This is a genomic window from Pontibacter chinhatensis (assembly GCF_900113285.1).
GTDB lineage: Bacteria > Bacteroidota > Bacteroidia > Cytophagales > Hymenobacteraceae > Pontibacter > Pontibacter chinhatensis.
This window is the reverse complement of the sequence record NZ_FOOT01000001.1, coordinates 754,195-777,255: the sequence shown is the minus strand read 5'-3', so window position 1 is coordinate 777,255 and position 23,061 is coordinate 754,195. Positions and strand designations below refer to the sequence as shown.

The 23,061-nt window shown below is 51.8% G+C and carries 18 protein-coding genes; 6 read left to right on the top strand and 12 right to left on the bottom strand.

Annotation, left to right across the window (positions count from 1 at the left end):
- Positions 1–57 precede the first annotated feature (57 nt).
- Together BM040_RS03285 and BM040_RS03280 are read right to left on the bottom strand one after the other, a co-directional pair.
- Positions 58–507 carry a 6-pyruvoyl trahydropterin synthase family protein gene (locus BM040_RS03285; protein WP_092098983.1) on the bottom strand — a complete coding sequence of 150 codons (450 nt, stop codon included), beginning with the start codon at positions 505–507 and terminating at the stop codon, positions 58–60.
- Between the two features lie 145 nt (positions 508–652).
- Positions 653–1,939 (bottom strand): citrate synthase, encoded by a 1,287-nt coding sequence (locus BM040_RS03280; protein WP_092098982.1) that lies wholly within the window; start codon positions 1,937–1,939, stop codon positions 653–655.
- A gap of 679 nt (positions 1,940–2,618) precedes the next feature.
- On the opposite strand from BM040_RS03280, the gene BM040_RS03275 reads away from it, so the two are divergent.
- The gene (locus BM040_RS03275; RefSeq protein ID WP_317040152.1) at positions 2,619–3,143 is read left to right on the top strand and encodes a DUF4268 domain-containing protein; all 525 of its coding nucleotides are present in this window, start codon (positions 2,619–2,621) and stop codon (positions 3,141–3,143) included.
- A 2-nt stretch (positions 3,144–3,145) separates the two neighbouring features.
- Here BM040_RS03275 and BM040_RS03270 read toward each other — a convergent pair whose 3' ends face one another.
- The 4 genes from BM040_RS03270 to BM040_RS03255 all read right to left on the bottom strand — a co-directional run bounded on the left by BM040_RS03270 (position 3,146) and on the right by BM040_RS03255 (position 6,736).
- Positions 3,146–3,460, bottom strand: a complete 315-nt coding sequence (locus tag BM040_RS03270; protein ID WP_092098978.1) for a hypothetical protein — start codon at positions 3,458–3,460, stop codon at positions 3,146–3,148.
- Positions 3,461–4,429: 969 nt separating this feature from the next.
- The gene (locus BM040_RS03265) at positions 4,430–5,626 is read right to left on the bottom strand and encodes an MFS transporter (protein ID WP_217646685.1); all 1,197 of its coding nucleotides are present in this window, start codon (positions 5,624–5,626) and stop codon (positions 4,430–4,432) included.
- 170 nt (positions 5,627–5,796) lie between these two features.
- Complete coding sequence (locus tag BM040_RS03260; RefSeq protein WP_092098976.1) at positions 5,797–6,222, bottom strand: hypothetical protein; 426 nt, start codon at positions 6,220–6,222, stop codon at positions 5,797–5,799.
- A gap of 46 nt (positions 6,223–6,268) precedes the next feature.
- Entirely contained in the window at positions 6,269–6,736 is a 468-nt protein-coding gene (locus BM040_RS03255) for a MaoC family dehydratase (RefSeq protein WP_092098974.1), read from the bottom strand.
- A 670-nt stretch (positions 6,737–7,406) separates the two neighbouring features.
- On the opposite strand from BM040_RS03255, the gene BM040_RS03250 reads away from it, so the two are divergent.
- The 4 genes from BM040_RS03250 to BM040_RS03235 all read left to right on the top strand — a co-directional run bounded on the left by BM040_RS03250 (position 7,407) and on the right by BM040_RS03235 (position 13,840).
- Complete coding sequence (locus BM040_RS03250) at positions 7,407–9,335, top strand: PrkA family serine protein kinase (protein WP_092098972.1); 1,929 nt, start codon at positions 7,407–7,409, stop codon at positions 9,333–9,335.
- A gap of 104 nt (positions 9,336–9,439) precedes the next feature.
- On the top strand, positions 9,440–10,702 hold the full coding sequence (locus tag BM040_RS03245) for a YeaH/YhbH family protein (protein WP_092098970.1): 1,263 nt from the start codon (positions 9,440–9,442) through the stop codon (positions 10,700–10,702).
- A 401-nt stretch (positions 10,703–11,103) separates the two neighbouring features.
- Positions 11,104–12,618 carry a SpoVR family protein gene (locus tag BM040_RS03240; RefSeq protein WP_092099451.1) on the top strand — a complete coding sequence of 505 codons (1,515 nt, stop codon included), beginning with the start codon at positions 11,104–11,106 and terminating at the stop codon, positions 12,616–12,618.
- A gap of 325 nt (positions 12,619–12,943) precedes the next feature.
- On the top strand, positions 12,944–13,840 hold the full coding sequence (locus BM040_RS03235) for an aldo/keto reductase (RefSeq protein WP_092098969.1): 897 nt from the start codon (positions 12,944–12,946) through the stop codon (positions 13,838–13,840).
- A gap of 978 nt (positions 13,841–14,818) precedes the next feature.
- On the opposite strand, the gene BM040_RS03230 is transcribed toward BM040_RS03235, so the two are convergent.
- The 4 genes from BM040_RS03230 to BM040_RS03215 form a co-directional block, all read right to left on the bottom strand.
- Complete coding sequence (locus BM040_RS03230) at positions 14,819–15,151, bottom strand: hypothetical protein (protein ID WP_092098967.1); 333 nt, start codon at positions 15,149–15,151, stop codon at positions 14,819–14,821.
- Between the two features lie 36 nt (positions 15,152–15,187).
- Positions 15,188–15,439, bottom strand: a complete 252-nt coding sequence (locus BM040_RS03225) for a hypothetical protein (protein WP_092098965.1) — start codon at positions 15,437–15,439, stop codon at positions 15,188–15,190.
- Between the two features lie 215 nt (positions 15,440–15,654).
- Positions 15,655–16,548, bottom strand: coding sequence for a phosphorothioated DNA-binding restriction endonuclease (locus BM040_RS03220; protein ID WP_092098963.1), 894 nt, complete (start codon positions 16,546–16,548; stop codon positions 15,655–15,657).
- Positions 16,549–16,662: 114 nt separating this feature from the next.
- On the bottom strand, positions 16,663–17,217 hold the full coding sequence (locus BM040_RS03215) for a 3'-5' exonuclease (protein ID WP_092098961.1): 555 nt from the start codon (positions 17,215–17,217) through the stop codon (positions 16,663–16,665).
- Positions 17,218–17,564: 347 nt separating this feature from the next.
- Between BM040_RS03215 and BM040_RS03210 the strand changes: the two genes are divergently transcribed.
- Positions 17,565–18,233: a porin family protein gene (locus BM040_RS03210; protein WP_245756080.1), complete on the top strand. Its 669-nt coding sequence runs from the start codon at positions 17,565–17,567 to the stop codon at positions 18,231–18,233.
- Between the two features lie 94 nt (positions 18,234–18,327).
- Here the strand turns inward: BM040_RS03210 and cphA are convergent, their stop codons facing one another.
- Together cphA and BM040_RS03200 are read right to left on the bottom strand one after the other, a co-directional pair.
- Entirely contained in the window at positions 18,328–20,958 is a 2,631-nt protein-coding gene (cphA, locus tag BM040_RS03205; RefSeq protein WP_092098959.1) for a cyanophycin synthetase, read from the bottom strand.
- Between the two features lie 278 nt (positions 20,959–21,236).
- Positions 21,237–22,352 carry an MBL fold metallo-hydrolase gene (locus BM040_RS03200; RefSeq protein WP_092099449.1) on the bottom strand — a complete coding sequence of 372 codons (1,116 nt, stop codon included), beginning with the start codon at positions 22,350–22,352 and terminating at the stop codon, positions 21,237–21,239.
- Between the last annotated feature and the right edge of the window lie 709 nt (positions 22,353–23,061).

The following is a 23,061-nucleotide window of genomic DNA, read 5'->3' as shown; positions in this document are numbered from 1 at the left end:
GCGGCCTTTATACTTTCTGAAGTATAAAGGCCGCTGCCAAAGTATAAATCGTACTGTTTACCGGTTATCCTCCGCGTACCACTCGGCAAAGGAGTTCTGCGTTTCCCAGAGCTTGAGGTGGTGCAGCTGCACATGGCCTGGCAGGCGCTGCTGCAGGCGGTGCTGAAAGTCGATGAGCATGTTTTCGCAGGTGGGCTGGTAGGGGGTAAGTACTAGTTTATGGTCATACTTGCGCAGCTGCTCCAGCAAGTCCTGCGGGCTTTCCTGTGCCAGCACCAAGGCATGGTCGAAGGGTTGCACAATGTGCTCCTGCACCAACTGCTTCAAATCCCCGAAGTCCATCACCATGCCGTTCTTGGGGTGCTCTTCCTCCACCAGGGGCGTGCCGATAACCGTAACCTCCAGCTTGTAGGAGTGGCCGTGAATGCGGCGGCAGGGACCGTCGTAGTGCAGAAGGGCGTGCGCCGTCTCAAACGTGAAAAGCCTGGTGAGCCTGATCTTCGTCATGAAAGTATAAAACTATAGTATAAGTATACGCGCAAGGTAGCGCCGAGGTAAAGAGTATAAAATGACGCCGGTCATTGCAGGGGAAGGGCAAAAGAAAAAGGCCGACCCGAAGGCCAGCCTTTTCTGTTTTATACTTTAAACCGGATTAGCGGTTCTCTACGGCTACGTAGTCGCGCTTGGTAGCGCCGGTGTAGATCTGACGCGGACGGCCGATTGGCTCTTTGTTCTCGCGCATTTCTTTCCACTGTGCAATCCAGCCTGGTAGACGGCCCAGGGCGAACATCACCGTAAACATGTCGGTTGGGATGCCCAGGGCACGGTAGATGATGCCGGAGTAGAAGTCCACGTTCGGGTAAAGCTTGCGCTCCACGAAGTATGGATCGTTCAGGGCAGCCTCTTCCAGTTCCTTCGCGATGTCCAGTACAGGGTCGTTGATGCCCAGGGCGGTCAGCACTTCGTCAGCGGCTTTCTTGATGATTCTGGCGCGTGGGTCGAAGTTTTTGTACACGCGGTGTCCGAAGCCCATCAGGCGGAACGGATCATCCTTGTCTTTTGCTTTAGCGATGAACTTCTTCGAGTCGCCACCGTCTGCTTTAATGGCCTCCAGCATCTCAATCACAGCCTGGTTGGCACCTCCGTGCAGCGGTCCCCACAGGGCGCTGATACCGGCCGACACAGACGAGTACAGGCTGGCGTTGGCTGAGCCTACCAGACGCACGGTTGAAGTAGAGCAGTTCTGCTCGTGGTCGGCGTGCAGGATCAGCAGTTTGTTCAGCGCGTCCACTACCACTGGGTTCAACTCATACTCCTCAGTTGGATAGGCGAACATCATGTGGAGGAAGTTTGAGCAGTAGTCGAGCTTGTTCTTAGGGTAGTTTACCGGGTGACCGATGGAGTTCTTGTAAGACCAGGCAGCGATAGTTGGCAGTTTTGCCATCAGGCGGATGATGGAAAGGTCCACCTCCTCTTTCGTCTGGTTCGGGTTAAGCGACTCTGGGTAGAACGCCGTAAGCGAGCTGATCAAAGCCGACAGGATGCCCATCGGGTGCGCCGCAGACGGGAAACCGTCCAGGATCTTGCGCATGTCCTCGTTTACGAGCGTGTGCAGCCTGATCTTGTTGCTGAAGTCGTTTAGCTCTTGCTGGGTTGGCAGGGAACCGTAGATCAGCAGGTAGGCCACCTCTATAAAGTTCGACTTCTCGGCCAGTTGCTCTATCGGATAACCACGGTAGTGCAGAATGCCTTGCTCCCCGTCGAGGAAAGTGATGGCACTGGTGGTAGCGCCTGTGTTTTTATATCCTGAATCCAGGGTAACGTAACCTGATTGAGCGCGCAGCGCAGAAATGTCAACCGCTTTCTCATTTTCTGTGCCCTCTACAACAGGTAGCTGGTAGGATTTACCATCTAAAATTATTTCAGCAAATTCTGACATGTGTATTAGCTTTTTATTGCGTAGTAGTGTCTTTTAATGTACAGCGAAATTAGACAAAATTGTTCTAAAATGAAACGAACCAACGGCTTTATATCTCCTTTTAGCAATGTTTTAATATAGGCGTGGAACGTTGCTAACATCATAAACGATAAAAGGGCAGAATGTTTCGGAATGCAAACGTAAAAAGTAAAGTCCTTGCCACATCCTAATTAATTTATACTTCAAGTATAAATTTACCTAAATGGATATTTGTGGCTTGTAACCAGAAGTATAAGTGCAATGAGCTAAATCTATAGATTAAGCTTATTTTGCCGCTGTTCACTTTTGGGAATACGTTAGTTTACCTACTTGGGCTGCATTTAAGCCCTCTTGCTGGTACCCCGTTCAGTTTATTTAAAACAACAAGGCGTGCAGCTTACATTTCCGGTCTATGAGATGGCCCGATTAGGCTCCTATCTTTGTTAAATCAAGCTTGCCGACGTTGCTACTTAGTGGTCTGATTTCTATAGAGTAATAACCGTTAGAAGAGACTGATTTAGCTGTTGCTCGTTCCTATACTTTGCTTCTACGGATAACCAGGCAAAACTGTCCCGCCTTCTGTAGCAGAAGCCATAGATCGCAAGTCTCCATACTTGCTGTTTTACGAGTAGTCGTATACGGAGAGATTGCTAAAGTGAGGTTGGAAGGGTACTGGAAAGCATACCAGCCGAAGGTAGTTTTAAAGTATAGAATCCGCTATTTTTGCAGCATGTATACCCGCGAGCAGGCATCCCAGTTAAGGCAGCAGTTCTGGACCACCTTCGGCCAGTACCTCTCACCGCAGCTTTCGGCGGAGGGCTGGAAGGTGAACTGGCTCAACTATAAAACCGGGGTTAAGGATGTATACTTCCGGATGAATGCTGACAACAAGCGCGGCTACATTGCCATCGAGCTGACGCACCCGGACACGGAGTTGCAGCAGCTGGTGTTTGAGCAGTTTGAGGAGCATAAGACCATGCTGCACGAAACGCTGGGCGAGGAGTGGGAGTGGGTGCTGCATGCCTCGGACAGTACGGGGCGCGTGGTGAGCCGCATCTACAAGGAGATTGCTCCGGTAAACGTGTTCGACAAAGAAGACTGGCCGGCGCTTATCTCTTTTCTGAAGCCCCGCATCATCGCCCTCGATGCCTTCTGGAGCGATGCCAAGTATAGCTTTGAAGGATAGGCCTACCAGGTGGTGTCGTCGTCGGATTTGGTAAAGCCGATGCCGGGGCGGAAGCGGGTTCCCTTGCCGTGCAGGTGGTTCCAGATGTCGAGCTCCATTTTCTGCTTGTCCAGCCGCATAAACTCTTCCCAGCGCTCCTTATCTTCTTCGCTCAACTCGTTTACCAGCTGCTGCAGGTGCATGGTGGTGTTTTCCTGCTGCTGTGCCACTAAGTGCGGGTTAGTGCGCAGCATGAGCTCGATTTTGATGCGGAAGTAGGTGTTGAGTTCTTTATAGCGTTCCTCGTCCCAGTTCTCCAGGTTTGGGTTTTCCATCATAGTGTGCGTGCTTGGGTTTTATAGTATACCTTTTGCAGCCGGCTAAGTTATACTTTATACTTCACCTTTCCTGGCGCAAGTCTTCAGACTTGTGTCCTACAGTGGTGTCGGGTTTGTAACCCGGCTGGCTTGAAAAGCCATAGTTTATAGGTTGGCTACACTTTTATACTTCTAACTGCTCCGTAATCCCCTATTGCTGGCGCGGGTTTGCAACCTGTGCCTTCCTATCTTCTCGGATTTGCAATCCGAGTGGCTTGAAAAGCCATACTTGCTTCTGCTATACTTTTATACTTGCTGGACTTTTATACTTGGGCTATACTTTCCTAGTTACTGCCTCCTGCAACTTGACACAAGCTATACTTACTAGCCTTCGTTCATCCTCCAGCCCCACATACCTATAGTTGCACCTCTTGCTTTCTGCCCTCCCAGGCCGGGAGGCCTCGCCTTGGGGGTAGGGGCCCTCGATCAGGGCATCGCGCGGTGTACATTTCCTGCCCTCGTGCCTCGGGCTGCCTGCGGCACCGGAAATCTAGAAGGCGCTCAACCCAAAGGCTGGGAAGCATTCGATAGCTACGGCCAATACTGTCATCTCGACCTTTGGGAGAGAACTGGTTAGAATTCACTGATAGTTCTCTCACAGCTAGGCTGGCTCTTTTCGGCTCTCGCCTCAAGAGTACTCGAGATGACAGAGAAAGGGTAAGTATAAACTGTCCCCTTCAGCACAATTGAGAACGGGAGTTCGAAGCTTGCGAGCAACGCTCATAGGGGTGTAAATCGTTAACAGAAAATTCCCTTCCTCGGAGGGGCAGGTTTATACTTTGTAGGGACAGGTCGCGACCTGTCCACGCGAGAACTGTCGCTACAGTACTTATACTTCAGCCAGAGTAACAACGGACTCCCCGCCTTAGGCAAGGAGGGGCAGGGGTGGTTGGACCCGGTACTACTTTCTCCCGCGCTGCAAAGTCATTATTATGATTTGCTCCTCCTTCGAGAAAATACCATATGCACAGCCAGCGCCAGCGCAGAGAAAATAAGGCCTACAGCTACCACGCCGTTCCAGCGCCATACTTGCCAGGCCTGGGTAGCGAGGATGGTTCCGGTGGCCCCGCCGATAAAGTAGGTAAACATGTAAACGGTGTTCAGGCGGTTGCGCGCCTCCGGGTGAAGGGCAAAAATCTGGGTTTGGTTAGAGATGTGAGAACCCTGCAGGCCCAGGTCCAGCAGTATAACGCCTACCACCAGGCCAATCATGCTCTGGCCCGAGAAGCCGAAGACTAGGTAAGACACCACGAGCATAGCCAGCGTTACTATCTGCACAGAACGGGTATCGAACCTGTCGCTGAGGCGGCCCATAACGGAGGCCATGATGGCTCCTCCCGCACCCACCAGCCCGAAGGCACCGGCTACGTCACTGCCGGCAAAGAAAGGCGGGCCCTCCAACAGAAAGACGAGCGTGGTCCAGAAACCGCCGAAGCAGGCAAAGGACAGCGCCCCTCGCGCCGAGGCCAGCCTGAGCAGAGGCTCTGTGCGGAACAAGTGCACCAACGACTTCATCAAACTTTTATAGTTTCCTTTAAACTGGGGCTGTATCTCCGGCAGCAGAAAGTATAGGGCCAGCCATAACAGTACCATTAACCCGGCAGCGATCAGGTACATGGCCCGCCAGCCCAGGTGCTCACCCACAAAGCCGCTGAGCGTGCGCGAGAAAAGGATACCCACCAACAGGCCACTCATGACGGTACCCACAGCTTTGCCGCGTTCCTCCGGCCTGGCCAGGTGCGCGGCCATGGGCACAAACAACTGCGGCACCACGCAGGTGGCGCCGATCAGCAGGCTGGCTGCCATCAGCGTATAAATGTTGGTTGAGAAGGCCGCCAGCAGCAGCGAGAGCACAATCAGCACAAAATCTATCAGGATAAGCCGCTTGCGGCGCAGCATATCGCCCAGCGGAATGATGAAGAGCAGGCCAATAGCGTATCCCACCTGTGCCAGCATGGCTACCATCCCCGCGCTCGCCTCCGACACCTGAAAAGTATCCGCCATTTTTACCAGCAGCGGCTGGTTGTAGTAGTTGTTGGCAACCACCATACCGGAGGCAATGGTCATCAGCCAGAGGGTAGTACGGGTAAGCTGAGGGGCGGGGGCAGAAGTAGGGGCAGGCGTCATGGCAGGGGTTTTATACTTTGCGTAAGTTCAGGAGCTGCAAAAGTATAAAGCAGTTCTTTACAAACCCTGCTTTTACGGAGGAAGGTGGAAGTCGGGTGTAAGAAAGTATACTGCCCCACATCCTGGGCAATACTTAACCGAATAAGAGAGAAGTATCTTGGAAAAAAAGTCTACAGGTTATCCTCTTTTGTAGCGCCCGGAGGGTTAAACAGGCCCCAATCGTCCCAGAAGTAGTTCCAGGGGTCGAAGGTGGCAACCCACGCTACAAACAGCACCCTGTATTCCTCGATGGCGTTGCGCAGCAGGGGCAGGTAGGTGGATTCCTCAAAACCATACATCTTCAGGGCCGTGCAGTTGGTGAGCAGGTCGCGGGCAGCCTTTCGGATAAGCACTGCGCTCTCCATCTGCATGTCGTAAATGTCTGCGCCCACCGCACTGGCTACCTTAACGGTCAGCATGGCGGCGTCGGTCAGCATTATCTCCCGCAGGTGCTGCAGCAGCGCATTGTCTTCCGGTATCAGCCCCACAATAGAAGTGGTGAGGTGGAAAATCTCTTCTCCTTTGCGGTAGATGGGGAGGTCTTCTGGTTTTAGCATAGGAACCGGATTTAAAAGTATAGCGCTGCTGCAGCAGGGGCGGTCCTTAGTCGTTAAAGTGGTACAGGAAGGTGATGATGCCTGTGAAGGCGGGCTTCCTGCTGTTCTCAATCTCCAGCGTTACCTCCAGCCGGGCTTTGGCAATGCCGCGCAGGTTCTTTACCGACAGCAGCTTGGCGCGCAGGCGCACGCGGTCGTTTACCACAACCGCCTGGTTAAAGCGCAGGCTCTCGATCTCGTAGTTCACCTGCATCTTCAGGTTCTGGATGGAGGTAATCTGCGACCACAGGTAAGGCAGCAGCGAAACGGTCAGGTAACCGTGGGCAATCGTAGCCCCAAACGGCGACTCAGTTTTGGCCCGCTCTGCATCCAGGTGAATCCATTGGTGATCCAGGGTGGCATCGGCAAATTTCTGTATCTGCTCCTGCGTAATGGTATGGTAATCCGAAACGCCCATTTCGGTGCCCTCATACTTGGTAAGTTCGTCGAGGGTGCTAATTACTAACTGGCTCATATCTGTTGTTGTTTGTGTTGGCGTGGCTGCAAAGGCTGAGGTTATACTTTCGGAAATTTAACTTTCCTTGCTACAACGCGCCTTCGCGAGGCCCAATATACAAATTAGCCTATAAACTTCAGCCCAAGTCTTAGTTGTGCATACTGGTATTTGTACCTAAACAGGCACTATTTTCCTGATGGTGGCAAAAATTTTTAGCAAGGAGGTATACTTTTTATAACCTTAATAGTATAAAATATAAACCTTTTTGAATCTAAAGCAGAAAAGCGATGTTTCTAAGGTAGTCACTATTGCCACCCGTAAGGCAATAAATGCAGGCTCTTCCTCAGGGAGCGGCAGGTGACGGGGAGCAGGTCCCTGTAGTCTGTAACATAAGGCATAAGGCGTCAGTTGGGTGCTGTTTGGCTGTAAAGTATAGGCTAACGGTGTAGCAGATGGTATGTAAGGCCATAGCTGCTTTATCATCAGGGTAACAAGTCCCGCTTAAGGGATGCTTCTTAACATAGAAGGCACGGGCTGCCTCTCATTCGTTTGGAAATCAGCTTATAAAAAAGACCTACAGTTATGCTCAGATTATTTGCTTAGCAGCGCTTCGGAACTTTAGCCACTCTCAAAGGTGCTGCTCTGTAATCTTGATGGAAATGATTCTGACATGTAAGAAACACCCGATATGAACATTTTAGAAAAGATTAAAACGAATTACAGCGCCTCCCTGAATGAGATGACAGTAGCTGCCTATCTCGAGGAGTGTAAACAGGACCCGACAATGTATGCCAAGCCCGCAGAGCGGATTCTGGATGCCATCGGGGAGCCTGAAATTCTGGATACCCGGCAGGACCCGGTGCTCAGCCGCATCTTCTCGAACAAGAAGATAAAGATTTACCCTGCCTTCCGGGATTTTTATGGCATGGAGAGCACCATCGAGCAGATTGTTTCTTACTTCCGCCACTCGGCGCAGGGGCTGGAGGAGAAGAAGCAGATCCTCTACCTGATGGGACCCGTGGGTGGTGGCAAGAGCTCGCTGGCTGAGAAGCTCAAGCACCTGATGCAGCAAAACCCTATTTATGTGCTGAAGGCCGGCGAGGAAGTCAGTCCCGTGTTCGAGAGTCCGCTGGGCCTGTTTGCCGACTATACAGACGAGTTGGAAAGTGAGTATGGCATTCCTTCCCGTTATGTGCCCAGCTGCATGAGCCCTTGGGCCTCTAAACGCCTGCGCGAGTTCGATGGCGATGTGAACCGCTTCAAGGTGATTCGGTTGTACCCCTCCATTCAGGAGCAAGTCGCAATTTCCAAAACAGAGCCAGGCGACGAAAACAACCAGGACATTTCTACACTGGTAGGTAAGGTGGACATCCGCAAGTTGGCCGAGTACCAGCAGAGCGACCCGGATGCCTACTCTTATACCGGTGGCCTGTGCCTGGCCAACCAGGGCTTGCTGGAGTTTGTGGAGATGTTTAAGGCGCCGATAAAGGTGCTGAACCCGCTGCTCACCGCCACCCAGGAGAAAAACTACAAAGGCACCGAGCCCATTGGCGCCATTCCCTTCGATGGCATTATCCTGGCGCACTCTAACGAGTCGGAGTGGGCTAAATTCCTGAACGATAAAAAGAACGAGGCCTTCCTGGACCGTATATACAAGGTGCAGGTGCCTTATGTGCTGCGCGTAAGCGAGGAGATTAAGATCTACGAAAAGCTCATCCGCGAAAGCTCGCTTCGTGACGCGCCTTGCGCTCCCAAAACCATTGAGCTGCTGGCCGAGTTTTCGGTGATGTCGCGGTTAAAAGAGCCGGAGAACTCGAGCATATACTCCAAGATGCGCGTGTACAACGGCGAAACGCTGCGCGAAACCGACCCCAACGCCAAATCCATACAGGAGTACCGCGACGATGCCGGTATAAACGAAGGCATGCAAGGCATTTCGACCCGCTTTGCCTTCAAGATCCTCTCCAAAGTCTTCAACTTCGACAGCGAGGAGATTGCCGCCAACCCGGTACACCTGCTGTATGTGCTGGAGCAGGAGGTGATCAAGATGATGCTTCCGCCGGAAACCGAGACCAAGTACCTGCACCTGATAAAATCGGTGCTGGCCAGCAGGTATGCCGAGTTTATTTCGGATGAGATACAGAAGGCTTATATCGAGTCATACAGCTCGTATGGCCAGAACATCTTTGAGAAGTATGTGATTTACGCCGACCATTGGATGCAGAACAACGATTACCGCGATCCGGACTCGGGCGAGATCTTCGACAGAAGCATCCTGAACGAGGAACTGGAAAAGATAGAGAAGCCGGCCGGCATTGCCAACCCGAAAGACTTCCGATCCGAGGTGACAAACTTCTTCTTGCGCTACAAAGCCAACCACGGCGGGCAAAGCCCACGCTGGGATTCCTATGAGAAGATCAAGAACGTGATTGAGAAGAAGATCTTCACAAACACCGAAGATCTGCTGCCGGTGGTTTCCTTCAACGTGAAAACGAACGAGGAAGACGAGAAGAAGCACCGCGACTTCACCCGCCGCATGCGCGAGCGCGGCTATACCGACAAGCAGATCCGCATCCTGGTAGACTGGTTCATGCGCGTACGCAAAACGATGGCCTAAATAAGTTAGAGAGTTGGGGAGTTTAGGAGGGAAGAGTCAGAACTCGATTAGCTCCAAATTTCTTAGACTCTCTAACTCCTAAACCCTTTAACTCCCAAACTCCCATGTCCCACATCATCGACAGACGCAAGAACGATAAGGGGAAGTCTACGGGCAACCGGCAGAAGTTCCTGAAGCGGGTGGAGAACCAGATTAAGCGGGCCATACCGGACATCATGGGCCAGGAAAGTATAACCGACAGCAAAACCGGAGGCAGCGTAAAGGTGCCGGTCCGGGGGCTGGACGAGCCGCATTTCCACCACGACCCTAAAACCGGCAAGAAGTACATTGTGCAGCCCGGCAACGACCGCTACAGCGAGGGCGACCGCGTGCCAAAGCCTAAAAGCGGCTCTGGAAGTGGCAAAGGCAAGGGCTCCAATAGCCCCGAGGTAACGGAGGACGAATTTACGGTGGTCCTTTCCCGAGAGGAGTTTCTGAAGTACTTTTTTGATGACCTGGCCCTGCCCAATATGGTGAAGAAGCTGATGGAGAGCACCGAGAGCTTCTCGATGCGCCGCGCCGGCTATACCCGCGACAGCGTGCCTTCCCGGCTCAACATCAAAACCAGTTACCAGCAATCGCTGGGGCGACAGCTGGCCCTGCGGGGCGTGTTCGAAAAGAAGCTGAAGACGCTGGAGGAACAGTTGGCCAAAACCAGGAAAAAAACGGAGCGGGAGGCACTGGAACTGGAGTTAGAGAAAGTCAGGAAGCAGGCCGCTACCGTTCCTTTTTTTGAAGACATCGACCTGCGCTACAATAACTTTGAGCGCGTGCCTGTGCCGATAACATCGGCTGTCATGTTCTGCATCATGGACGTGTCGGCCTCAATGGGCTACCACGAGAAGGACATCGCCAAACGCTTTTTCACGCTGCTCTACCTCTTCCTGACGCGGCAGTATAAAAACGTGGAGCTGGTCTTTATCCGGCACCACACCGAGGCCAAGGAAGTCAACGAGGAGGAGTTCTTCAACTCGCGCGAGAGCGGCGGTACGGTGGTGGCCCCATCGCTGAAACTAATGGACAGGATCAGGCGCGAGCGCTACGACGAGAGCTGGAACGTGTACTGCTGCCAGGCCTCGGACGGCGACGTGTGGTCGAAACAGGATGCGCTGGAGTGTAAGAACCTGGTGCTGGAAACCATACTTCCGGCAGTGCAATACATGGCCTATATCGAGATCAGCAACAAAGACCGCGAAAGCGACCTGTGGCAAGCCTACAAACGCATCAGCAACGACGAGGACTTCTCCATCAGGCATGTGTATGAGCCATACGAGATCTGGCCCGTGTTTCAAGGGCTGTTCCGGAAGCGGAGCGAAGCAGTTTCCTGACTATTTGACAAAGGACTTTGTGACAAAGGACAGAGCACATATTACTGCTAGTGCGAGCTTGTAACTCGTCCTGCAATCACAAACTACCGCTCTTTCGGATCCGCAATCCGAAAGTATATGGCCCGCTGATTTGTAATCCGCTTCACAATGGCGGTGGCTACAGGCAGAAAATTGGATTACAAATCCTTATAGTATGTGGTTCCGGATTGCAAATCCGGAGCAGCAGTAGGTGAAAGTATAAATGTGGTAAAAAAAGCCAGTTGTGGACCGCCCATACTTACACGATGGCTGAATCTTAAGAATTGATAAAGACTCAGGTCTTTTGTCCTTTATCAAACAGTCCTTTGTCTAAGAAAAACCTGCAGGCGTCGTACTACATAACACGCATAAACACCCTGAAAATGACAGATAAAGATAAATATAAGGCGATGTTCTGTAACCCCAACTGGGATTATCAGACACTGGAAGCTGCGGATGGGGTTATCAGCAGGATAGGGAAGGAGTACCTGAAGCTGAAGACTTACCCCAATCAGATAGAGATTGTCACCTCGGAGCAGATGCTGGATGCCTACGCCCTGACCGGTCTGCCCACTTCGTACCCGCACTGGAAGTTTGGCAAGGACTTCGTGCTGAACCAGAACAACTACACTAAAGGCCGCATGGGGCTTTCGTACGAGCTGGTGATCAACTCCAACCCCTGCATCAGCTACAACATGGAGAACAACTCTACCTGTATGATGCTGCTCGTGATTGCACATGCCTGCCAAGGACATAATGCTTTCTTTGCCAACAACTACATGTTTCTCGACTGGACCTCGGCCGACTCGATTGTAGACTATATGGCTTTTGCGCGGGAGTATATTCTAAAATGCGAGGAAGAGTATGGCGAGGAGGAAGTGGAGCGCGTGCTGGATGCGGCCCATGCGCTGATGTACCACGGGGTAGACAAGTATAAAAAGCCTTCGAAGGTATCGGCCCTGCAGGAAAATGAGCGCCTGAAAAAGCTCACCCTGATAAAACGCGAGAACTATAACGAGCTGTGGCGCACGCTTCCTGCCCAGTCCGAGGTGCCGGAAACCAACAGCAGCGACGAGCACAAATTCCCGAAGGAGCCGGAGGAGAACATTTTATACTTTATAGAGAAGTATGCACCCGCCCTGCCGCAGTGGAAGCGTGAGATCATCCGGATTGTGCGCAAGGTGGCGCAGTATTTTTACCCGCAGGGGGCTACCAAGGTGATGAACGAGGGCTTTGCCACCTTTTCGCATTACCACATCATCAACAAGATGTTTGAGGAGGGCTACCTGAACGATGGCTTTATGCTGGAATTCCTCAAGAGCCACAGCGGCGTGCTCTACCAACCGGAGTATAACAGCAAGTTTTACTCCGGTCTAAATCCCTACACGCTGGGCTTCAATATTTTCATGGACATTAAGCGCATCTGCCAAAACCCTACCGCAGAGGACAAGCAGTGGTTCCCTGACCTGATTGGTAAGGACTGGCTGCAGCAAGTGCATTACGTGATGGAAAACTTCCGCGACGACAGCTTTATACTGCAGTACCTCTCGCCCAAGGTAATCCGTGACATGCGCCTGTTCATGATCATAGATAACGAGCACGAGGAGGAGTATGAGATCGGAGCTATCCACAATGAGCGTGGCTACCGCCGGGTGCGCGAGCACCTAAGCAACCAGTACGACCGCGCCTCGCTGGTGCCCAACATCCAGGTAACCAAAGTAGACCTGCACCGCACCAGCAAACTATACCTGACCCATTACATCCAGAAGGACCGCCGCCTGGATACTAAAAGTGCCAAGGAAACGCTGGAACACATCCGTTACCTGTGGGGCTTCCCGGTGGAGCTGCACTCCAAGAACAAGTTGGGCATTAACGAGACAAATATTGAGGTGAAGTAACCTCTTCTTGCCAAGTGCAGGCTAATTCATTTTATCATTTCTGAAAGGTTCTTGCTGGCGCGGGTTTGCAACACGTGCCTTGTTATGAGGTCGGATTTATAATCCGACTGGGGCGGAGGCCCAAAAAAGCCGGTCACTAGCGAGTTTACCAAAAGGTCTTACATGCTAGAGCGAAATCAACCTTTCCAAATTCTCTTCCTACACGGGATTGTTGACTTCAACTCCCAGTTTCAAAGCGCTGTGAGCACACTTTCTGCTTCTTCGCTGGCAACCATCTATACTTTTACCAGTTATGTATACTTTAGCAAATCATCAAACCAAGGGTATGAAGTATAAACAACTCGGAAAATCAGACTTAAATATTAGTGAGGTTAGCTTTGGCTGCATGTCGCTGCAGGGGGATGAGGAGGAAAGTATAAAAATGCTGCACCAAGCGCTGGACAAGGGCATCAATTTTTTTGACACCGCCGATCTTTACGACAAGGGGCAGAATGAAAGTGTAGTGGGCAGGGCTTTTAAGGGGATGCGCGAAAAGGTAGTTCTGGCCACCAAAGTAGGTAACCAATGGCGCCCCGATGGCAGCGGCTGGGACTGGAACCCGAGCAAAGCCTACATCCTGCAGGCGGTGGAGGAGAGCCTGAAGCGACTGCAAACCGATTATATCGATCTCTATCAACTGCACGGCGGCACTATTGATGACCCTATCGATGAAACCATAGAGGCCTTTGAGCAGCTGAAGGAGCAGGGCAAGATCCGGCATTACGGCATCTCGTCCATCAGGCCAAACGTAATTCGGGAGTATGTGAGTCGCTCCAATATAGCTAGCGTCATGCTGCAGTACAGCTTGCTGGACCGCCGCCCCGAAGAGGAGGTGCTGGAACTACTGCAGCAGCATCAGATTGGGGTGCTGGCACGCGGAAGTATGGCACAGGGACTGCTGGCCGATAAACCTGCCAAATCCTACCTAACTTATACTTTGGAGGAAGTACAGCAGGCCGCCGAGGCCGTCAAGGTTGTGGCCGGCAAAACCAGGAGGGCCTCTGAAACGGCTGTCCGGTTCGTGTTGCATCACCCATCGGTTACCTCTGCCGTGCTCGGCATCCGCACGGAGCAGCAACTGGAAGACGCACTTTTGGCTGCCCAAGCCGAGCCGCTGACAGATGCGGAAGTAAGGCAGTTGCAGGAAGTGCTGGCGGCTGGTAAGTATGAGCAGCACCGGTAGTTTCTTCAGTTTCTCTTAAAACAAGAGGAGTTTCTTGCTCGAGTAAGTCATACTTATACTTCGGCTATACTTTATACTTTCCAGTTTATACTTTCCCGAGCCACTGCTTCCTTTCTACTTGAACTAAGCTGTTCTTACTGGCTACCGTTCCTCCTCCAGGCTTACTTAAGCTATTGTTTCATCTCCTACTTGGCTCCCTCCCAGGCCGGGAGGCCTCGCCTTCGGGCATCGCGCTGTCTACATTTCCTTTGCTACCCTTCGGTCGCAATGCCGCTGAAGCGGCACCGGAAATCTAGAAGGCGCTCAACCCAAAGGCTGGGAAGCATTCGATAGCCACGGCCACTGCTGTCATCTCGACCATCGGGAGAGATCTGGATGGTGGAATTCCCGATAGATCTCTCACAGCTACGCTGGCTCTTTTCGGCTCTCGCCTCAAGAGTACTCGAGATGACAAGAAGAGGGGCAAGTATTATTCCCCTCCTCGGAGGGGCTGGGGGTGGGTTTATACTTTGTAGGGACAGGTCGCGACCTGTCCGCGCAAAGGCTAAAGCTACCTAGCTTATACTTCAGCCAAAGTAACAACAGGCTCCCCTCCTTAGACTACCGAGAACGCGAGTTCGAAGGTAGCGAGCGTAGCTCTGAGGGGTAGGGGTGGTTGGACACAGAGTAATGAAGTATTATACGGTCCTCCAAATACAGCCACCCACAAAAAAAAGCAGCAGCAAAAACATTTGCTGCTGCCTTATGTATGCCAGCGCCATACCTTGCAGCAAGGCGCCCAGAGATGCTTAGTCGTAGCTGTTCTTCTTCTTTTCCAGCTTAGCGGCTTTCTTTTCCTTGTCGGTTTTAGCCGGCTTCTTTTTAACTTCCTTTTTCGCGTCTTTAGACTTTGCCATAAGTTTAGGGTTAATGGTTTACCGAAAGGTACACTATTTTCGGATGCTTTGCTTGTGGCTCAGGCCATCCCGGAAAAATTTCTCAACTTTCCGTAAAGCCTGTCCAGGAGTAATGTACTTCTAGCTCGTTGGAGTCGAGGCCCAGGGCGATGCCCTGCAACAGGATGCGTGCACTGGGGTGAGTTGGGTCGCTCAGGTCGTTTTCGATGTCGCTGATGGTGGTTTGGAATGGGTCGCCGTTAAAGAAACGGAACCACAGCACTTTCCCCGTTTCCTCTTCTGCCTCATCGTCGTGCATCACCTGCAGCTCAATCTCCCGCAGTCGTGCAATCAGATCGTCCAGTTCTATCCGGTTGTCCAGGTAATCGTTAAAAGCCACACTGGCGATGGAAGTATAATGGGGGAGTTGGGTCATGCTTAAGTATGATTTAAATAAAGTATATATGTGCCGCTAAAGTATAGAACTAATCACAAACTTCGGTTTATACTTCTGCACTGATTTCTGATAAAACCATTTTTGCTCCCCGTTATGCAGCTCTACCACAAAGCGCCAGCCCCTTTTGGGAGTATGTTTTATTTTCCGTACTACACCCAGGGCTCCGAAGGTTACTTTTCTTCCTTCTAAAGTATATGATCCGTTTACAGTTACTTCTTCGCCAACACGGAATTTGGCTGAGTAGGGGAGTTTGTTTTCTGCGCTCATACTTTAAAAATAGGTTAGGTTGAAATTAATTATTTGCGTGAAGAAGTACTTAACTCCGGATGCAGCTCAGTTTCAGCATTGCCTGACATAGACTACTGCCACTGTACTTTATTTTCTAATGTACCTAAGCTGCACTTAGAATGGAGGTTTAGAGAGGGAACGGGATTGTATAGAAGAGCTTTAAAGTATAGATTGTAAGTATAGAAAGTATAAACTTACGAATCTCTGTAGCCTCCTTTAAACACCTCGTTCACATGCCAGGCAGTATACTCGGGGTTGGGATAAAAGGCTTTCTTTTGCGGCGGTTTGATAGATTTCCCATCATGCCGGATTAGCCAATCCTGCGCACCAATACCGTTTACTTCGTCCGACACCAGCATTTTTAGTTCTTCTGTTACCGTAAAGGCTCCCATATCGAACAACTTATGATGGGTTGCGCAGAGGGCCAGTCCGTTCACTTCGACATCAGGGCCTCCAGCCTGGTGCCACATAATGTGCGCAGCCTCTAGGGCCAACAGCTGGTGCCGCAGCCTAACACTAAAACCACAAACAGCGCACTGGTACTCGTATGCCCTCAGAATGCTTTCCCGGAAGAGCGGGTCGCGTTTACGGGTACGCTTTATGAGTTGAGTTGCAGGAGTAACTGAGATATCTAGTCCAACAGCATCCAGTATGTCCTGGTGCAGTGTCTCCGGAAAGTTTTGCTCCAGTATATTTTCCGCCACACTTCTTAATAAGTCCGGATTTTGCTTCAGCTGCTGGGCAACTTCGTCCGGAAACTTCCCCTGCAAGTCATGGTCGCGAAGGAACTTCGAACTGTAGTCCTGCCTGGTGTTTAGCAAGTCAGGTTTATTAAACTGCCAAAGCCCATCGTTAGCAAGCTTTGTGAATGGGAAGTTGGGGTGATAACTCTTTCGGTAAGGTCCAAAGTCAATTAGGAGATCCTTTAGCTTAGGCTCAATAGAAGTATAAGGTATAAAGCCGGTGTTGCCTCTTTGCATTTCTCCCAAGGCCATAAGTATTAGCAAGGGCTTGTGCGGCGCACGCGTGCCCTTGCTTTTCCAGGTGTTGATGTTCTGGAAGTGGGAGAGAAGGTCTGAGCCAGGCATTAACGGATAAACCTGTTGTTACTGTGATTTTCAAAAAATCCATGAATGATATAAATCATATAGTAAATATAAAATTAATTTTTGAAAATCAGGAACGCCTCTAAAGTCACATAGCTATAAACGGCCTATCTTGCTGCCCATTTTATCAGCGAACTCTACTTCTGTGGTTGTGCCGGTCTGTTCCAAGGCTTTAATAGATAACCGCGCGCAGGCATCGGCGTCTGATGCTGCCCGGTGGTGCAGGAAGTTGATGTGGTGCATGTTGCAGAGTGTTTTCAGGTCATACTTGCTCATGCCTTTCCAGATGTTCTTGGAGAACTTGAGGCTGCAGGCATAGCTGGCTTCGGGCAAGGGGATGTTGTAAGTAGCCAGTGTTTTGCGCAGCACGCTCATGTCAAAGCTGGCATTATGGGCTATCAGGAACTGCCCCTCCAGGTAGGGTTGCAGCACCGGCCACAACTCCCGGAAGTCCGGCTGGTCTTTCACATCGGCTGGTCTGATGCCATGCACGGCCACATTAAAGGGGTTGAAGTGCGGATAGTACAAAGGCTTGATTAGCCAAGAGCGCGTTTCTACAATCTGCCTGTCCCGGACCACCGTCAAACCTATCTCACAGGGGCTATCGCGTTGCGGCGTGGCCGTCTCAAAATCAATAGAAATAAAATCCATGGCCAAAGGTAGGGAATTGTACTGATACGTGCCGCTGTAGGGTGGGACAGCAGCTTAATTTTAAAGCATGGATAATGCACCGGTTTATACTTTCTCTCGCTTAACAGTGAAGCATGCTTATACTTTTACTGCTTCATTTTTTCAGGGAAATGTTACCCCAATCGAAGAAGTTTTTTAGCACTTTACCGATGTGTACTTTATTGGATGTTAGTAGCGACCTGAAAGTCTGTTACTTACTGGTGCTGCTAGGTGCGCCGACGATTTATTATTAAATATTACATAGCAACCGGCTATATAAGAAGGCACGTATATTGCCCGTTTACTACCAAACTAACATACTTATCATTATGATGAAGAAGTTTTTCTTTGCAGCAGCCCTGGCTTTTGGCACATTTACCGCTGCGCAGGCGCAGGCAACATTGGGCGTAAGGGGCGGTGCTAACCTCAGCAACCTGTCCGGCGACCTGAAAAACGAAGACAGATTCGAGAACAAGGTGGGCTTTCACGGAGGTCTTACCGTGAACTTCCCGGTAGTGGAGGATTTCTTCTCCATTCAGCCGGAACTGTTATACTCCAGAAAAGGCTTCAAAAACAACAGCGAGGAGTATACGAACCTGCTGTTGCAGAAAAGAAGACGTGAGGGCAGCGTAGACTACAACTACCTGGAACTGCCGGTGCTGGGCCACTTCAATGCCGGTCCGCTATACTTTGAGTTTGGCCCGCAGCTGAGCTACCTGCTGAGCGTGAACAACAAAACCGAACTTTATGACGGCGACGGCACCCGCATCTCCAGCGAGAAAGATGCCAAGAGCAAAGACGGCCTTTCGGAGTTTGAGGTAGGTTACGCGGCAGGTCTTGGCTTTAAAGCCAGCAACGGCATCAGCCTGGGCATCCGCTACAACGGCGCCTTCTCCGACTTCGTGAAAGAGGACGTGAACTTTGAGGGGGACCTGACAAACGCCCGCCACTCAGTATTTATGCTGACGCTGGGGCTGCGTTTCCCATCGGGTAACTAAAAATCAAGTATAAACGATAGAACCTGCCAGCCTCACCCTTTGGGTGGGGCTGGCTTTTTTTATTTGCTTACATGGTCCTTCTGATTCCCTGCCGTTACTGCTCGCTCTTAGCTTCCCGGTGCTGGATTACCCTGAAATTCTCCACCAGCTTCACAGCCTCAGGTATGTCCTCAGAGAAGAGCGCAATGAAGGAACCTTCCGGCGCATACTCCAGGGCATAGGCCAGGGCACGGGTTTCCTGGTTAATTTCCTTCGGCTCCAGTTCCGGCTTCACCATGTAAATGCCTTCTTTAAGCAAGTGGTTTATTTCTTCGCCGTTGCGGCCACGCAGGTCCTTGTCCTGCCGGATGATGATCTCGTCGAATACCTCGGCAGCTAGCCTGCCCACCTGCTTCACATCCTCGTCGCGGCGGTCGCCGATGCCTGCAATAATCCCAATCTTAGGGGAAGCATCTGTGTGCTTGATAAAATCGCTGATAGCCTGCATGCTAGCAATGTTGTGGGCATAGTCAATAAGCACCTCCGCCTTAGGCAGCCTGAACAGGTTCATACGTCCCGGAGTGGTTTCCGGTGAGGGGATAAAGGTGCGCAGGGCAGTCCGGATTTCGTTTATTTCCAAGTGCGAAATGTACGCGACCAGAGTGGCTGCCAGCACATTATAGATGTTGAATTTGGCCTTGCCTCCAAAGGTGAGCGGTATGTCGGCCACCCGATCCACCCTTATCTTGTAGGTGTTTTTAAAAATGGAGATAAAACCTGCCTCGTACACGGCAGCCAGCCCGCCCTTGGCAATGTGCGCCATAATGCGCGGGTTTTCCTCGTCAAGGCTGAACAAGGCGATTTTGCAGCGCAAGCCATGACTCATCTCGTAAACCAGTTCGTCATCAGCATTCAGAACGGCATAGCCCTGCGAGCATACGATTTTCGGGATAACGGCTTTCACACGCGCCATATCTTCCACGGTATGGATGTCACCCAAGCCCAAATGATCTTCCGACACGTTCATCACAACACCGATGTCGCACTGCCTGAAAGCCAGTCCGGTACGCAACATTCCCCCGCGCGCGCACTCCAGCACGGCATAGTTCACGGTGGGGTCTTTTAGCACGAACTCGCTGCTATAGGCGCCGGTCGTGTCGCCCTTTACTACCCGTTTGCCCTGTATGTAGATGCCGTCGGTGGTGGTATAGCCCACTTTATGGCCCTTAAAGTTGAGGATGTGTGCCGAGAGGCGTGTCGTAGTGGTTTTGCCGTTGGTGCCTGTTATGGCCACGATCGGGATGCGCGACGGACAGCCAAACGGGAACAGCATGTTGATGATCGGCTCGGCCACATTTCGCGGCAAGCCTTCGGTAGGGGAGATGTGCATGCGCAGTCCAGGGGCGGCATTGACTTCTATCACGGCCCCGCGAGCCTCCGGTAGCGGGATAGCAATGTCGGAGGCTATGACGTCTATGCCGCAGATGTCCAGGCCTATGATACCGGCGATGCGCTCCGCCATCAGCACGTTGTAGGGGTGCACCAGGTCCGTCACATCGGTGGCGGTGCCGCCGGTGCTCAGGTTGGCGGTCGTTTTCAGGTGCAGTACCTCACCGGCCGGCAGCACGGCCTGCAGGGTAAGTCCGCGCTCGCGCAGAATGCCCCTGGTGATTTTATCCACCTTGATATGGGTGAGGGCTTTCTCATGGCCAACCCCACGGCGCGGGTCTTTGTTTACCTGGTTTATCAATTGCCGGATGGTGGATTTGCCATCACCCACCACCAGAGCGGGCGTTCGTCTGGCGGCGGCCGTAAACTTACCGTCTATCACCAATAGCCTGTAGTCATAGCCCTGAATAAACTGCTCTACCATCACCTCCTCTGAAAAGCGCTGTGCCTCGGTAAAACCTTTCAACGCTTCCTTCCAGGTATGCAGGTTTATACTGGCGCCTTTACCCTGGTTGCCGTACAGGGGTTTGGTTACTATGGGATAATCCAGCTCGTCAATAGCATGCTCCAGCTCGCGGGATGTTTTAACAATCCTGCCCAACGGCACAGGTATACCTGCCTCTTCCAGAATGAGCTTTGTCTGGTTTTTGTCGCCTGCATTTTCCACGGCAAAGCAGGAGGTATTGCTGGTCATGGCCGCCTGAATGCGCTTTTGGTGTACGCCGAAGCCCAGTTGGATAAGTCCCATCTCCTTGTTCTGGATGTAGGGGATGTTGCGGTTCACCGCTTCGCGTACAATGGCCTCGGTGGAAGGGCCAAAATACTCGTCCTCCCGTATCTGGTGGAGCCTGGCCACGTCCTGTACCACACTTACCCGCTCACCGCGCACCAAAGCCTCGGTAATGCGCACGGCTGCGTGGGCGGCATATTCGCCCGCCCGCTCCTGCTGGTACGAAAACACGACAATATCCACTCCGGGCTGATCGGTGGCGTAGCGTCTGCCATAGCCACTGTCCATGCCAGCTACTGTTTGTAGTTCCAGGGCGATATGCTGTACTACCTTGCTCAGGGAGGTGCCTTCATTCAGCAGCCGTACAAAGCCGCCTTCTGTGCCCACATAGGAGCGGTGCTTGTGCAAGCCCGGGAACAGCCTAAGGAGCCTCTGTGCCAGGTTCGGTATCTCGTCGGTGTGGGTGTTTTGCAGGTCCTCCAGGTCCAGCTTGAGCACAATGATTTTCGGATGCTTAATGGACCAGTAGTTTGGGCCACGCATTATCTTAAGTTCTAGGATTTTCATAGTTTCAGGATATAGAGGCCTGGCATCGCCGTCAGGAAGTATGTGCCATAGTTGGTCGCCTAAAAGGGAGGATGACAATGAAGATGTATATTTCTATACGTAATTCTGTCTGCAAGAGAAATGCGTGCCCGAGGAAATTAGTAGCGACGGTCTGAAATTAAGTATGAATGCGGCTAAGAGTTGGGTGATACGTACTTTTATAGGGGCGAGGGCTGCTGGTGGCTATCAAAGCTTCCGGCAGCCCTCGCCTGGATAATGTTGGATGATGCCTGGTTTGATTAAGGACGCCACCAGGCGGTTTTCGGAGCAGAACCATTCAGGATAACCGGTTCTCCTATTAGGGGCGTGGTGATGGGCACCTGTCGTGCTGCCGCCTCTTTGGTAACGCGTTCGATGGGGTCGGTCCAGCTGTGCATGGCCAGGGAGAAGGCTCCCCAGTGGATGGGCATGAGCAGCTTGCCCTTCAGGTCGAGGTGGGCCTGCACCGTTTGCTCGGGCATCATGTGGATGCTCTGCCAGAGCTCGTTGTACTGCCCGCACTCAAGCAAGGTAATATCGAAGGGGCCATACTTTTCGCCGATTTCCGAAAAGCCCGGGAAATAGCCCGTGTCGCCGCTAAAGAAAATCCTGTCCTCCTTACCCATAATAACCCAGGAGGTCCAGAGAGTTTTCATCCTGTCAGTAAGACCGCGGCCGGAGAAGTGCCGGGAAGGCGTCGCTGCAAAGGTGAGCCCCTGCCAGCTTGCCTCCTGCCACCAATCCATTTCCGTTATCTTATCAGCCGGCACACCCCAACGCTCCAGGTGGGCGCCCACGCCCAGTGCTACATAAAAATGACCGGTTTTCTCGTTGAGCGCTTGTATCGAGCCATAATCGAGGTGGTCGTAGTGGTCATGAGAAATAAGGACAGCATCTATGGCGGGCATCTCCGCGGCAGTGATGGGTAAGGGAGCAAACCTTTCTGGACCCATAAAAGACAGCGGGGAGGCGATATCGCCTAGCATGGGGTCCAGCAGCAGGCGTTTGCCGTCTATCTCCACGATAAAGGAAGAATGCCCCAGCCAGGTGACCACGGTAGCTGTATCCTGTGTCGTCTTGGTATGGGCAGCTTTTACAGGCAGGTAGGGGATGGGGCGGTCTGGTAGTTGCTCGACTGTCTCTCCAAAGATCCGCGTGTGTAACAGCTTGAGGTATCCCTTAAAGCCGATGTCCATGTTGGTAGGCACAGGGTTTTGGAACACACCCTCTGCGTAGTTCGGCGACTGCTGCATCTTTTCCAGGCGCGCACCCTTTGCCTCGGCCCCAAACTGAGGAGATAGCCGTAGAAAGGAGCAGCCGGCTACGGTAGCCAAAAGTATGAAAAAGCTAAGGGTGTAGAGTATAAAGCGGGTCATGAAGGCGAAAGGCTTGTTGCTGCCGGCGTGGTTTTGTTTCCGGTTTGTAGGGCAAAGGTACAAATTAGTTAGGAATGAGTCTTGTCAGGAATGAGGTGGCTGTATAGCTTCAGAACGGCGTTAGCTATGCTTTTATACTTTGGCTATACTTTTATACTTTGCTAGTTTATATTTTCATAGCCCCTGCTTCCTTCTGTTTGGACTAAGGTATTCTTGTTAGTTACTGTTCATCCTCCAGATTTACGAGCCTAAAGTTGCATCTCTAACTTGGCTCCCTCCTAGGCCGGGAGGCCTCGCCTTCGGGCATCGCGCTGTCTACATTTCCTTTGCTCCTGCGTCGCAATTTCGCTGTGGCGAAACCGGAAATCTAGAAGGCGCTCAACCCAAAGGCTGGGAATCTTTCGATAGCCCCTGCCTTTGCTGTCATCTCGACCTTTGGGAGAGATCTGTGTAGAATCCCGGGTAGTTCTCTCACCGCTCAAGATGACAGGAGAAGGAGCAAGTATAATTCCCCTCCTCGGAGGGGCTAGGGGTGGGTTTATACTTTGTAGGGACAGCAGCTACAGCGCTTATACTTCAACCTCAGTAACTACAGACTCCCCTCCTTGGCTAAGGAGGGGTAGGGGTGGTTGGGCCCGGTACTGCAAAACTTCCTGCCCTCTTGGGCTACACTTAGTAAACAAGTATAGCAGCGGCATTTCTATACTTT